General features: G+C 69.1%; 12 protein-coding genes. 9 read left to right on the top strand and 3 right to left on the bottom strand.

Annotation, left to right across the window (positions count from 1 at the left end):
* The 9 genes from BWO91_RS10610 to lnt all read left to right on the top strand — a co-directional run bounded on the left by BWO91_RS10610 (nucleotide 1) and on the right by lnt (nucleotide 10,164).
* The gene (locus tag BWO91_RS10610) at nucleotides 1–705 is read left to right on the top strand and encodes an HAD family hydrolase (protein WP_240555455.1); all 705 of its coding nucleotides are present in this window, start codon (nucleotides 1–3) and stop codon (nucleotides 703–705) included.
* Nucleotides 702–1,766 (top strand): tRNA (adenine-N1)-methyltransferase, encoded by a 1,065-nt coding sequence (locus tag BWO91_RS10615; protein ID WP_071260233.1) that lies wholly within the window; start codon nucleotides 702–704, stop codon nucleotides 1,764–1,766. Before BWO91_RS10610 ends, BWO91_RS10615 begins: the two co-directional genes overlap by 4 nt.
* A gap of 71 nt (nucleotides 1,767–1,837) precedes the next feature.
* Nucleotides 1,838–2,794 carry an FKBP-type peptidyl-prolyl cis-trans isomerase gene (locus tag BWO91_RS10620; RefSeq protein ID WP_079002540.1) on the top strand — a complete coding sequence of 319 codons (957 nt, stop codon included), beginning with the start codon at nucleotides 1,838–1,840 and terminating at the stop codon, nucleotides 2,792–2,794.
* Between the two features lie 78 nt (nucleotides 2,795–2,872).
* The gene (locus tag BWO91_RS10625) at nucleotides 2,873–3,913 is read left to right on the top strand and encodes a helix-turn-helix transcriptional regulator (RefSeq protein ID WP_079002541.1); all 1,041 of its coding nucleotides are present in this window, start codon (nucleotides 2,873–2,875) and stop codon (nucleotides 3,911–3,913) included.
* Nucleotides 3,906–4,916, top strand: a complete 1,011-nt coding sequence (locus BWO91_RS10630; RefSeq protein ID WP_079002542.1) for a helix-turn-helix transcriptional regulator — start codon at nucleotides 3,906–3,908, stop codon at nucleotides 4,914–4,916. The genes BWO91_RS10625 and BWO91_RS10630 overlap by 8 nt, the downstream gene beginning before the upstream one ends.
* A gap of 81 nt (nucleotides 4,917–4,997) precedes the next feature.
* Entirely contained in the window at nucleotides 4,998–5,267 is a 270-nt protein-coding gene (gene tatA / locus BWO91_RS10635) for a Sec-independent protein translocase subunit TatA (protein WP_079002543.1), read from the top strand.
* 138 nt (nucleotides 5,268–5,405) lie between these two features.
* Complete coding sequence (gene tatC / locus BWO91_RS10640; RefSeq protein WP_071260381.1) at nucleotides 5,406–6,167, top strand: twin-arginine translocase subunit TatC; 762 nt, start codon at nucleotides 5,406–5,408, stop codon at nucleotides 6,165–6,167.
* A complete protein-coding gene (locus tag BWO91_RS10645; protein ID WP_079002544.1) occupies nucleotides 6,164–8,584 on the top strand; it encodes a DEAD/DEAH box helicase in 2,421 nt (806 codons plus the stop codon). Before tatC ends, BWO91_RS10645 begins: the two co-directional genes overlap by 4 nt.
* Nucleotides 8,581–10,164, top strand: a complete 1,584-nt coding sequence (lnt, locus tag BWO91_RS10650) for an apolipoprotein N-acyltransferase (protein WP_240555457.1) — start codon at nucleotides 8,581–8,583, stop codon at nucleotides 10,162–10,164. The genes BWO91_RS10645 and lnt overlap by 4 nt, the downstream gene beginning before the upstream one ends.
* Nucleotides 10,165–10,224: 60 nt before the next feature.
* Here the strand turns inward: lnt and BWO91_RS10655 are convergent, their stop codons facing one another.
* From BWO91_RS10655 to BWO91_RS10665, 3 genes are all read right to left on the bottom strand, one after another.
* The gene (locus BWO91_RS10655; protein WP_064296965.1) at nucleotides 10,225–10,587 is read right to left on the bottom strand and encodes an RNA polymerase-binding protein RbpA; all 363 of its coding nucleotides are present in this window, start codon (nucleotides 10,585–10,587) and stop codon (nucleotides 10,225–10,227) included.
* Between the two features lie 127 nt (nucleotides 10,588–10,714).
* The gene (locus BWO91_RS10660; RefSeq protein ID WP_079002545.1) at nucleotides 10,715–11,494 is read right to left on the bottom strand and encodes a glycerophosphodiester phosphodiesterase family protein; all 780 of its coding nucleotides are present in this window, start codon (nucleotides 11,492–11,494) and stop codon (nucleotides 10,715–10,717) included.
* A 7-nt stretch (nucleotides 11,495–11,501) separates the two neighbouring features.
* Entirely contained in the window at nucleotides 11,502–12,521 is a 1,020-nt protein-coding gene (locus tag BWO91_RS10665; protein ID WP_079002546.1) for an SPFH domain-containing protein, read from the bottom strand.
* Nucleotide 12,522: the final 1 nt, after the last annotated feature.

The following is a 12,522-nucleotide window of genomic DNA, read 5'->3' on the forward strand; positions in this document are numbered from 1 at the left end:
GTGACCACTCTCCTCCCTGCCGCAGTCCTCTGGGACATGGACGGCACCGTCGTCGACACCGAGCCCTACTGGATGGAGGCCGAGACCGAGCTGGTCGCGGCCCACTGCGGCACCTGGACCCATGAGGACGGCCTCCTGCTCGTCGGGAACGGCCTCTGGGACTCCGCCGCCGTCCTCCAGGGCCGCGGCGTCGCGCTGGACGCGGACACGATCGTCACCCATCTCACGGACCACGTCCGGCGCCTCATCCAGGAACGCGGCGTCCCGTTCCGTCCCGGTGCCCAGGAGCTGCTCCGCGAGCTCCGGGAGGCCGGCGTGCCGACCGCGCTCGTCACCATGTCGATCCGGTCCATGGCCGAGGACATCGCAGGCGGCATCCCGTTCGACGCGTTCGACCTCATCGTCGCCGGCGACGAGGTCGAGCAGCCCAAGCCCCATCCTGACCCCTACCTCAGAGCCGCAGCGGCACTCGGGGTCGACCCCCGCGAGTGCATCGCGATCGAGGACTCCGCCACCGGTCTCGCGTCCGCGCTCGCGGCGGGGACCATCGCCGTGTCCGTGCCGCACATCGTGCCGATCCCCGAGGGACCGCACCACACCACCTGGGACACCCTCGCCGGGCGCTCCGTCGCCGACCTCGCCGAGCTTCGCTCGGCCGCGAGCGGCACCACCCACCACCCCGAGACAGAGGCAGCACAGCGATGAGCGCGAACCACCAGCCGGCGAACAGCGGCCCCTTCCGCGAGGGCGACCGCGTGCAGCTGACCGGACCGAAGGGGCGGAAGAACACCATCACGCTGGAGGCCGGCAAGGTCTTCCACACGCACCGCGGGATGATCGAGCACACCTCGATCATCGGCCTGCCGGACGGCAGCGTCGTCGCCAACACCGAGGGCATCGAGCACCTCGCGCTCCGGCCGCTGCTGGTCGACTTCGTGATGTCGATGCCTCGCGGTGCCGCCATCATCTACCCGAAGGACGCGGCCGAGATCATCGGACAGGCGGACATCTTCCCCGGCGCGACGGTCGTCGAGGCCGGTGTCGGTTCCGGCGCGCTCTCCCTCTGGCTCCTCCGGGCCATCGGGCCGTCTGGCAGACTGGCCTCCTTCGAGCGTCGGGACGAGTTCGCCGACGTCGCGCGAGGCAACGTCGCGACCTTCTTCGGTTACGACCCGCAGAACTGGTCGGTCACGGTCGGCGACCTCCAGGAGACCCTGCCCGAGACGATGCCCGCCGAGTCCGTCGACCGCGTGGTGCTCGACATGCTCGCACCGTGGGAGTGCCTCGACGCCGCGTGGGAGGCGCTGAAGCCCGGCGGAGTGATCCTCTGCTACGTCGCCACGGTCACCCAGCTGTCGCGCGTCGCCGAGGCGATCCGAGGGACGGGCGGCTTCACGAACCCGCAGTCGAACGAGACGATGATGCGCGGGTGGCACGTCGAGGGGCTCGCCGTCCGACCGGACCACCGGATGATCGGGCACACGGGCTTCCTCATCACCGCACGGAAGCTCGCGCCCGGCACGGTCCTGCCCGAGCTCAAGCGACGCGCCTCGAAGAGCGACTTCAGCGCCGAGGACGTCGAGCTGTGGACGCCGGGCGCCCTCGGGGAACGTTCCGCGAGTGCGAAGATCCTGCGGAAGCGCGCCAGGAGCGCCGGGGCGAGCGCCGAGCTCTCCCGGGCACGGGGCCTCGACGGTGACAGCGCGGGGCCGGACGAGTCGATCGAACCGTCCGCCGCTGAGCCGGCTCTCGGCGACGATCGTTGACCCCGGTTCACGTCGACTAAACTGTGCGACGGCGACCTGCCGTCCCACCCGTACCACCGAAACGAGGATCCGTGCGCACTGCACCAGCTCTCATCGCCGCAGCAGGCCTCCTGCTCGTCTCCCTCACCGGGTGCACCGCGCCGGGCTCGGCGTCCTGCGACACCGCGGCGTCCGCCGGCGACGCGACGAAGCTCATCAGCGTGTCCGGTGACTTCGGATCCACCCCGAAGGTGGATGTCCCGACGCCGCTGTACACGAAGACGACGGAGCGCCAGGTCGTCATCCAGGGCGACGGCCAGCAGGTCTCGGCCGAAGGCACCGTCAACCTCAACCTGATGCTCCTCAACGGACGCACCGGAGACGTCCTGCAGCAGACGGACTTCAACGGGCCCGCGAGCACCCTCATCGCCCTGTCCGGGAGCCTCCCCGGCTTCGCGAAGGCGTTCGCCTGCACGACGGTCGGATCCCGTGTCGTCGCGGCGATCTCACCCGAGGACGCCTTCGGCCCGAGCGGTGGCAGCGAGGCGAACGGCATCAAGAAGGACGACGCGATCATCCTCGTCGCCGACATCCAGGGTGCGGCGCTGCCCAAGGCCGACGGCGCCGAGCGCCCGATCCCGTCGGGGTTCCCGTCCGTCGTGACCGCTCCGAGCGGCCAGCCCGGTATCACCATCCCGGCGGCCCCCGCCCCGACCGAGACGAAGCACACCCTGTCCCGCGTCGGCGACGGTGCCACGGTCAAGGCCGGCGACCAGGTCATCGTCAACTACACCGGTGTGCTGTGGGATCAGAAGAGCGTCTTCGACAGCAGCTGGGAGAAGGGTCAGCCCCTCGTCTTCCAGGCCGACGGCGGTCAGATGATCAAGGCCTTCAACGACGCGGTCGTCGGCCAGCAGGTCGGCTCGCAGATCATCCTCGTGGTGGCGCCGAAGGACGGCTACGGCGAGCAGGGGTCGGGCAGCGTCCCGGCCGGCGCGACGCTCGTGTTCGTCATCGACGTGCTCGGCACCCAGCGCGCGGCACAGTAACCGACACGCCTCGGAGACGGCCCGTCCAACGCCCGCGTCGCGGGTGGGGGACGGGCCGTCCGTCGGTAGACTGGACCGGTGTCCTCAGCCAGCGAGTCCCCGAAGCCGGTCCCGGTGGAGGAGCGACTCTTCAGCCTCGTGCTCGCGCTCCTCGCCACGCAGACCGGCCTGACGAAGAACGAGATCCTGTCGACCGTCCAGGGGTACCGCCAGCAGTATTCGAGTGGCGGCGGCAACGCCAGCCTCGAGCGACAGTTCGAGCGCGACAAGGACAACATCCGCGAACTCGGCGTCCCGCTCGAGACGATCGAACAGCCGGGTGAACCCGGCAACAACCAGTCGATGCGCTATCGGATCCCGAAGGGCGCCTACGAGCTTCCCACCGACGTCCGGTTCACCCCGGCGGAGCTGTCACTGCTGTCGCTCGCAGCCACGGTGTGGCGTGAGGGGTCGCTCTCCGGCCAGTCGCAGCGCGCGATGACGAAGTTGCGGTCGCTCGGCATCGAGCCCGACGAACCGATCATCGGATACGCGCCGAGACTCCGCACCCGGGAGTCCTCGTTCGAACCGCTCGACGCGGCGCTCGAACGTCGGTCCGTGGTCGCCTTCCCCTACCTGAAGCCCGGCGAGGCGCGGCCACGCGTCCGCACCGTCGCACCATTGGCGCTCGTCCAGCACGAGGGTCGTTGGCACCTCTACGCCACCGACCGGACGGTGGACGAGCCTCGGACGTTCCTCCTGTCGCGGATCGTCGGTCCGGTCAAGCCGACGGGGGAGTCGTTCCCAGCCGAGGACCGCGACCACGCCGCCGACGCGATCGACGGCCTGCGCCGCGTGTCCTCGTCGCAGCGCGCCCTCGTCCGTGTCCGGCCCGGGACCGACGCCGCGGCCCGCCTCGGCAACCGCTACGGCGTCAGCGACACGGAGCGCACTGAACTCACCATCCCGTACCTCGACCACCACATCCTCGCCGACGAGCTCGCCGGGTTCGGCCCGGAGGTCGTCGTCCTCGATCCTCCGGCACTCGTCGAGGCCGTGGCGTCCAGACTCGAGCTGGTCGTCGCCCGCCACCGCGCGACCGACGACGCACCCCACCCCGAGGAGGCCGCCCGTGGCTAAGCGACCGGCGGCGCCCCGCGCCCAGGACAAGCTGATCTTCCTCCTCTCGCTCGTGCCGTACCTCATCGACCGCGAGCGGGTAACGGTCGACGAGGCCGCGCGGCATTTCGGCCTGTCCCCGCGCCAGATCCGCGAAGCGGTCGAGCTCCTGACGGTGTCCGGCGTGCCGGGCGACACCCGGCAGTACCTCGCCGGCGACCTCTTCGACATCGACTGGGGCAGCTTCGAGGAGGACGACGAGATCGTCCTCACCCACCGGGTCGCGCTCGACGACAGTCCTCGCTTCTCAGCCCGCGAGGCCTCGGCCCTCATCGCCGGTCTGCAGTCGCTCCAGCGCCTCCCCGAGTTCGTCGACAGCGACGTCATCGGGGGCGTGATGGCGAAACTCGCCCGCGGGGCGTCGTCGGCTCCGGGCCAGCTCGCGGTCACCGAGTCCTACTCCGCGCACGCGGTGGGCATCATCCGGTCGGCTCTGGCCGCCGGCCACAGCGTCGCGTTCGACTACGTCGATGCGAGCGGGGCGACCGAGGCGAGACTGGTGGACCCACTGCGTCTCGAATCCCAGGACCAGGACTGGTACCTCTACGGGTGGTGCCACCTGCGCGAGGCGACGCGTCGCTTCCGGCTCGATCGGATGACCGAGCTGCGCGAGACCGATGCCGAGGTCGTGTTCCGCGAAGCGGACGTCGTCGTCCCGACCGCGTTGTTCGAGCCGAGCGACTCCGATCGCAACGTCACCGTGCTCGTCCGACGCTCGGTCCTCCCGCTCATCGACGACTACGTGGTCGCCGTCGACAGCGCGCCAGGTGGCCCCGCAGCCCGCGAAGACGCCGATGTCGAGGTCACCGCGACCCTGCGCCTCGCTCACCATCACGGCCTCAAACGACTGGTCGCCGCGCACCCCGGGCTCATCACGGTGCTCGGGCCGGCGGACGCGCGCGACGCGGTCGCCGATTGGGCGGCCGCCGGTCTCGCGCAGTACCGCACGACATCCGGTAGCTGACTCCCGAGACTCCCGGCGGTCGAACGGGAGATGCAGGGTAGAGTGAGTGGACCTCGACCTCGAAGATCAGGAACGAAGACTATGTTCGGCAACGCATTCACCGGGTGGCACCTCGTCATCATCCTCCTCATCGTCCTGCTGCTGTTCGGAGCACCGAAGCTCCCGGGTCTCGCCCGCAGCGTCGGTCAGTCGATGCGGATCTTCAAGAGCGAGGTCAAGAGCATGCGCGACGACGAGCCCGCCTCGCCCGACGCGACGGGCACGGTTCCGCCCGCGACTTCGGCACCCGCCGACCAGACCCCGGCCGCGACGGCCCCGCAGAAGCCGACCGACCCGCCGGTCAAGCCGTAACCCTGAGGACCACCCGAGCCCGATGACGCCAGCACCTGGCCCCCGACGAGTGCGCCTCGAACACGCCGCTCAGGAACGGACGATCTCGCCGTGGCCCTGACCGAGAAGCGTCCCAAGAAACAGAACCGCGAAGGGCGGATGTCGCTCGGCGAGCACCTCGTCGAGTTGCGGAAACGTCTGTTCTACTCCGCCATCGGCATCATCGTCGGCATGGTCGCGGGCTTCATCGCCTCCGAGTGGATCATCGAGGCGATGAGCGCCCCCATCCTCGTCATCGCCGACGATCGCGGGCAGGCGTTCCTGAACTTCACCAACGTCACGAGCGCGTTCGACCTGCGCATGAAGATCGCCCTCACCGCCGGCGTCGTCCTGTCCAGCCCGGTGTGGCTCTACCAGATCTGGGCGTTCCTCGTGCCCGGCCTGACCCGCAAGGAGCTGAAATACGCGATCGGCTTCTTCGCGACCGCGGTGCCGTTGTTCCTGGCGGGCTGCTACGCGGGCTGGTTCGTGTTGCCGCACATCGTCGAGCTCATGCTCGGCTTCACCCCGACGGCGGCGGCCAACTTCCTCGACGCCACCACCTACTACGACTTCGTCCTGAAGCTGGTGCTCGCGGTCGGTGTCGCCTTCGTGCTGCCGGTGTTCCTCGTCCTGTTGAACTTCGTCGGTGTGCTCTCCGCAGCGGCGATCATCAAGGCGTGGCGGGTCGCGATCCTCGTGATCGTGCTCTTCACGGCCATCGCCACGCCCGCCGCCGACATCGTGTCGATGTTCGTCCTCGCGATCCCGATGGTCCTGTTGTACTTCGCGGCGTACGGCGTCGCCGTCCTCCACGACCGCAGTGCGGCCAAGCGGCAGCGACGCATCGACGCCGAACTCGGTAGCGCGGGGCTCGCATGAGCGACACCGCTTCGCCTGCCGAGCGGTATCGGGCAGCGGCGGTCCGGAACGCGACACCGAGGCTCCAGGAGTTCCGCGCGAGGCAGCGTTTCGACCTTGACGCGTTCCAACTCGAGGCGTGCGAGCGGATCGAGAACGGCAGCAGCGTCCTCGTCGCCGCACCGACGGGGGCCGGTAAGACCATCGTCGCCGAGTTCGCGATCGCCCTCGCCATGCACGGCGACCGCGGCAAGGTCTTCTACACCACGCCGATGAAGGCGCTCAGCAACCAGAAGTTCCAGGAACTCACCGCCGAGTACGGGTCCGAGCACGTCGGCCTGCTCACGGGCGACACGAACGTGAACGGCAACGCCCGCATCGTCGTCATGACGACCGAGGTCCTCCGCAACATGCTGTACGCGGACTCCGACGCGCTGACCGATCTCGCCTTCGTCATCATGGACGAGGTGCACTACCTGGCGGACCGGTTCCGCGGAGCGGTGTGGGAGGAGGTCATCATCCACCTCCCGCAGGCCGTCCGGATGGTGTCGCTGAGCGCGACCGTGTCGAACGCCGAGGAGTTCGGCGACTGGCTGCAGGCCGTCCGCGGTGACACCGCCGTGATCGTGTCCGAGGATCGCCCGGTGCCGCTCACCCAGCACGTGCTGATGCGGAACAAGCTCATCGACCTGTTCGCCGCGCCGAGCCTCGCCGACACCCACCAGGTCAACCCGGAGCTCGTCCGTATGGCGCAGTTCGGTGGCCGTGCACCGAACAGTCGTCAGTACAAGGACATCAGCCGCTACAACCAGCGCCGAGCCCCGCATCGGGCCGAGAAGCTCGACCGCGGGCATTTCGTCCAGATGCTCGACGACCACCTCCTGCTCCCGGCGATCTTCTTCGTCTTCAGCCGCGTCGGGTGCGACCAGGCGGTGAAGCAGGTCCTCCGTTCCGGCATCAGGCTGACCGAGGCGCACGAACGCGACGAGATCCGTCAGATCGTCGACGAGCACTGTCGGACCCTGCTCGACGAGGACCTCGCCGTCCTCGGCTACTGGGAGTGGCTCGATGGTCTGGAGCGGGGCGTCGCCGCCCACCACGCCGGTCTCCTGCCGGCGTTCAAGGAGGTCGTCGAGGAGCTCTTCCGGCGGAAGCTCGTGAAGGTCGTCTTCGCGACCGAGACCCTCGCGCTCGGCATCAACATGCCGGCCAGGACGGTCGTCCTCGAGAAGCTCGAGAAGTTCAACGGTGAGGCACGCGTCCCGATCACCCCGGGGGAGTACACCCAGATCACCGGGCGCGCCGGACGCCGTGGCATCGACGTCGAGGGCCACGCCGTGATCCAGTGGACCGAGGGGCTGCACCCGCAGTCCGTCGCCTCGCTGGCCTCCCGACGCACCTACCCGCTCAACTCCAGCTTCCGCCCGACCTACAACATGGCGGTCAACCTGATCGACCAGTTCGGCCGTCAACGCACCCGGCAGATCCTCGAGTCGTCCTTCGCACAGTTCCAGGCGGACCGGGCCGTCGTCGGGATCGCCCGGAAGGTGCGCGAGCAGGAGTCCTCGCTCGCCGGCTACGAGAAGTCCATGTCGTGCCACCTCGGGATCTTCGTCGAGTACGCGGGAATCCGGCGCGAGCTCACGGACCTCGAACGCAAAGGCGAGCCGAACGGCTCGCGCGCGTCGAAGGACCGTCGCCAACGCAAGCTCGCCGAACTCCGCAAGCGCATGCGGGCTCACGCCTGCCACGTCTGCCCGCATCGCGAGGACCACGCTCGCTGGGCGGAACGATGGTTCAAGCTCAAGAAGCAGACCGACCAGCTGCGACAGCAGATCCAGACGCGGACGGGCGCGGTCGCGCGCGTGTTCGACCGGGTCGTCGACGTGCTGCTCGAGTACGAGTACCTGGCACGCGACGAGCACGGCGCGGTCGTCGTCGCGGCTCCCGGACGCACCTTGAAGCGCATCTACGGAGAACGGGACCTCCTCGTGGCGGAATGCCTGCGCACCGGTGCGTGGAACGACCTCGACGCCGCATCCCTCGCCGCGATGGCCGCCGCGATCGTGTACGAACCACGGCGCGAGGAGCAGAACACCCCGGAACGCTTCCTGCCCCGCGGCCCGTTCCGGTCCGCACTCGAACGGACGCAGGACCTCTGGAGTCGGCTCGACGACAGCGAACGGGAGCACCGCCTCCCGGGGAGCAACCCGATCTCGACCGGACTCTCGCTCGCCATGCACCAGTGGGCCAAGGGCGCGAACCTCGACACGGTGCTCATCGAGGCGGAACTCGCCGCCGGGGACTTCGTGCGGTGGTGCAAGCAGACCATCGACCTGCTCGATCAGCTCCGCGTCGTCGACGGACCGGTGGGCCGTCATTCGCGCGAGGCGCTCGACTCGATCCGACGCGGCATCGTCGCGTACAGCTCGCTGTGAGGTCCCCGCACCGTCGGAGCCGCCGGCTCCGACCGATCGACGCGCTGGTCGATCGTCGTCCACCGCTCCCGCTCTGGCTCGCGGCCGTCGTAGCCATCGCCGCCGGGCCGGTCCTCGACGCCGGATTCCCGGACCGCGGGGTCTGGCCCCTGACGTTCGTCGGCATCGCCCTCGTCCTCCTCACCCTCATGGGACGCAGCGTCGGCGGTGCGCTCCTAATCGGCTTCCTGGCGGGCGAGTCGTTCTACCTGATCCACATCGAGTGGGCGACCGCCTACCTGGGTCCCGTCCCCTGGGCGGCGCTGTCGACACTCGAGGCCATCTTCTTCGCGCTCGGAGCCGTGCTCATCACCCTGGCGTACCGCTGGGTACCGCGCGCCTTCCCAGGCGTCGGGGGACGGGTCTGGTTGACCGCCGCGGTGGTCGCCGCCCTGTGGACCGCGCGCGAGACGCTCGTGAGCACCTGGCCCTACGGCGGATTCCCGTGGGCGAGGATGGCGCTCAGCCAGTCCGAGAGCCCGTTCGCCCCGCTCGTCGCCTGGGTCGGGTTCTCGGGGCTGTCGTTCCTCATGGTGCTGCTCGTGGCACTCGCCCTGCAGCTCGCCGCGACCGCGGAGCTCCCGACGGTCAGCCGGGTCGGGACCGCGGTCCTGGCGGTCATCGCGGTACTCGTGGTGCCGGCATGGCCGACGGCGACGACCGGGAGCATGCGGGTGGCTGCCATCCAGGGCAACGGCCCCGCCGGCTACTTCGATGCCGCAGCACCCGGCACCGTCATGCAGACCCAGATCGACGAGACGCTGCCGGTGCTCGATGCGGACGTCGACGTCGTGGTCTGGCCCGAGGGCAGCGCAGACCTCGACCCGCAGCGGGTTCCCCAATCGGCTGCAGCCCTCGACGCGTTGAGCCGCCGCATGGACGCACCGTTCGTCGTCGGTGCGATCTCTCAGCGCGGCGATCGCTACTACAACTCGTCGCTCCTCTGGGACGCCTCGGACGGCGTCCGCGACGTCTACGACAAGAAGCACCCGGTCCCGTTCGGCGAATACGTCCCGGACCGGACGTTCTGGGAGCCGTTCGCACCCGACCTCATCGGCCTCATCCAGCGCGAGTACACCCCGGGTACGAAGGACAACGTCTTCGACATCGACGGGGTGCTCGCAGGGATCAGCATCTGCTTCGACATCGCCGACGACCGGCTCACCCGAGACGCGGTGGCGGGTGGCGCGCGCATCGTGTTCGCCCAGACCAACAACGCGGACTTCGGGCAGACGGACGAGAATCAACAGCAGCTGGCCATCGCTCGACTCCGGGCGATCGAGTCGGCACGATCGGTCGTGAACATCTCGACCGTGGGGACCAGTCAGATCATCGGCCCAGACGGATCGACGATCGACAGCATCCCGGCCTTCCGCCCCGGATCGATGGTCTCCGAGGTGCCGCTCGCGGACACGGTCACGCCGTCGATGGCCTTCGGTCACCAGCTCGAAATGTTCATCGGTGGCATGGGACTCGCCTCGCTGGTCCTCGCCGGGTTCGCGGCCAGGCCCAGGCGCATCTCGAACCGTCCCCGGACATGACGATCGGCTGATCCGATATCGGATCAGCCGATCGAGGGGAGGCCTGTCAGGGGCTCGGTGTCACGCGCTCTTCTGCTGGCCGCGCCGGGCCCGGAGATATGAGAGGCGCTCTTCGAGCAGCTCCTCGAGCTCATCGCGCGAGCGGCGCTCGAGCAGCATGTCCCAGTGGCTGCGGGGCGTCTTCACGTCACCGCGGTCGACGACGACGGGCTTCGAGTCGACGAGGAGGACGGCCTCCGCACCGCAGTGCCGGCACTCCCACAGTTCGGGGACTTCCGCGTCGGCGGCGAAGGTCATGGTGGTCTCGCGCTCGCAACTCTGACACCGGTAGATGTGGTTGCTCCGCGCCGAGAATATGACGCCCTCTTCCGTTTGTAGACTCTGGGCGCCCAGGCGCATTCCGCGCAAACTGCGATCTGCCATTGTGTGGTCTCCTCTCGCTCGGCATCCACAGTTATAAACCCACAAGCTGGGTAAACTGTTCCGTTCACCCATCTAGCTATCAGCTCATGCCCAGCTGGAGCCACGCCGGATGCGGAGAACTGAGCCGTCAGCGTGATCGGACCACGTCGAGCGCGAGATCACAGCGGTCGGTGACGAGGCCGTCGACGCCGAGATCCAGTAGGCGTCGCATGTCGGCGGGGTCGTTGACCGTCCACACGTGCACTTCGACGCCGAGGGCGTGCATCTGTGCAAGGAGGCGCTTCGTCACGACGGGCACGCCGCGGAACCGTTCGGGCACCTGGAGCGCCTGGACACCGGCGAGCGACCGACGGAGCGCTTCGGGGAGCCCGATGGCGGCTGCGGGGAGGACGCGGAGCAGGATCCGGGCCGACGCGGATGAGGCAACGGAGTCGGCACCGGCCTCCATCCCCACGGCCCGCACGATCGCGGAACGTCTGCCTTCGTCGAAGGAGGTCACGAGCACCCGATCGGCGGCGTCGGCGCCGATGATCGCGGCAGCTGCCGGAGCAGCCGCTGCAGCAGCCTTGATGTCGAGGTTGAAGCGCGCCCCGGGGAACTCGGCCAGCGCCTCCGACAACGTCGGGATGCGATCGCCGCCGAGGTCGATCCGCTGGAGATCCGCGAGTTCGAGGTCGGCGATCGGTCTCGGATCGCCCGTGATGCGGCGCAGGGACGGGTCGTGGAAGAGGACGGCGTGTCCGTCGCGCGTGCAGTGCGCATCGGTCTCGACGTACTCGGCGCCGGCGGCCAGGGCACGACGGAAGGACGACAGCGTGTTCTCGGGAACCCCCGGCCCGGCCAGCCCTCGATGGGCGAGGACCCGAGGGCGGGCGGGACGGAAGTAGGGGAGGACCGCTGTCGTCACCGCGTGCTCAGCCCTCGGGCTGGACGGGCGCCGTCGGCGCCGGTGGCGTCTGGGGCGACGCGGCCGGCGCCGTGGTGAAGGAGGGCGTCTGCGCGGCTGCGGCCGCCGCCCGTGCCGTGGCCGCAGGGTCGCGGGTGTTGCCCGGCCCGAAGGCGGAGCCGATGCCCTTGAGCGCCTCGGTCAGTTCGCTCGGGATGACCCAGAGCTTGTTCGCCTGGCCTTCCGCGAGCTTCGGGAGCATCTGCAGGTACTGGTAGCCCAGGAGCTTCTCGTCGGGGTCACCGTCGTGGATGGCCTTGAACACCGTCTGGATGGCGGACGCCTCACCCTGAGCACGGAGCACAGCCGCCTGGGCATCACCCTCGGCGCGGAGGATCTCGGCCTGCCGCGCACCCTCGGCGGTCAGGATCGCCGACTGCTTGGTGCCCTCGGCGGTGAGGATGAGCGCTCGACGGTCACGCTCGGCCCGCATCTGCTTCTCCATGGAGTCCTGGATGGAGAGCGGCGGGTCGATCGCCTTGAGCTCGACGCGTCCGACGCGGATACCCCACTTACCGGTCGCCTCGTCGAGCACGATGCGGAGCTTGCTGTTGATCTCGTCGCGGCTCGTCAGCGCCTCCTCGAGGTTCAGCCCACCGACGACGTTTCGAAGCGTCGTCGTGGTCAGCTGCTCGACGGCCCCCAGGTAGTTCGCGATCTCGTAGGTCGCGGCACGGGCGTCGGTCACCTGGAAGTAGACGACCGTGTCGATCGAGACGACGAGGTTGTCCTCGGTGATCACCGGCTGCGGCGGGAAGGAGACGACCTGCTCTCGGAGATCGATGAGCGGCCGGAGCCGGTCGATGAACGGGATGAGCAGGTTCAACCCGGGCATGAGGGTCTTGTGGTACTTGCCGAGCCGCTCGACCACGCCGGCGCTCGCCTGCGGGATGATGCGGATGGATCGGAACAGCACCACCAGCACGAAGACCACGACGATGGCCGCGATCACCCAGCCGATGATCGCTCCTGATGAGATGTCGTTCACG

The sequence above is a fragment of the Plantibacter flavus genome, from assembly GCF_002024505.1.
In the GTDB taxonomy this organism is placed as follows: Bacteria; Actinomycetota; Actinomycetes; order Actinomycetales; family Microbacteriaceae; genus Plantibacter; species Plantibacter flavus_A.

Excerpts from the sequence above, each read along its gene's own strand:
- tatA (WP_079002543.1), top strand. The coding sequence starts at position 4,998 with ATGTTCGGCAACGCATTCACCGGGTGGCACCTCGTCATCATCCTCCTC.
- BWO91_RS10655 (WP_064296965.1), bottom strand. The coding sequence starts at position 10,587 with ATGGCAGATCGCAGTTTGCGCGGAATGCGCCTGGGCGCCCAGAGTCTA.
- tatC (WP_071260381.1), top strand. The coding sequence starts at position 5,406 with ATGTCGCTCGGCGAGCACCTCGTCGAGTTGCGGAAACGTCTGTTCTAC.
- BWO91_RS10645 (WP_079002544.1), top strand. The coding sequence starts at position 6,164 with ATGAGCGACACCGCTTCGCCTGCCGAGCGGTATCGGGCAGCGGCGGTC.
- BWO91_RS10615 (WP_071260233.1), top strand. The coding sequence starts at position 702 with ATGAGCGCGAACCACCAGCCGGCGAACAGCGGCCCCTTCCGCGAGGGC.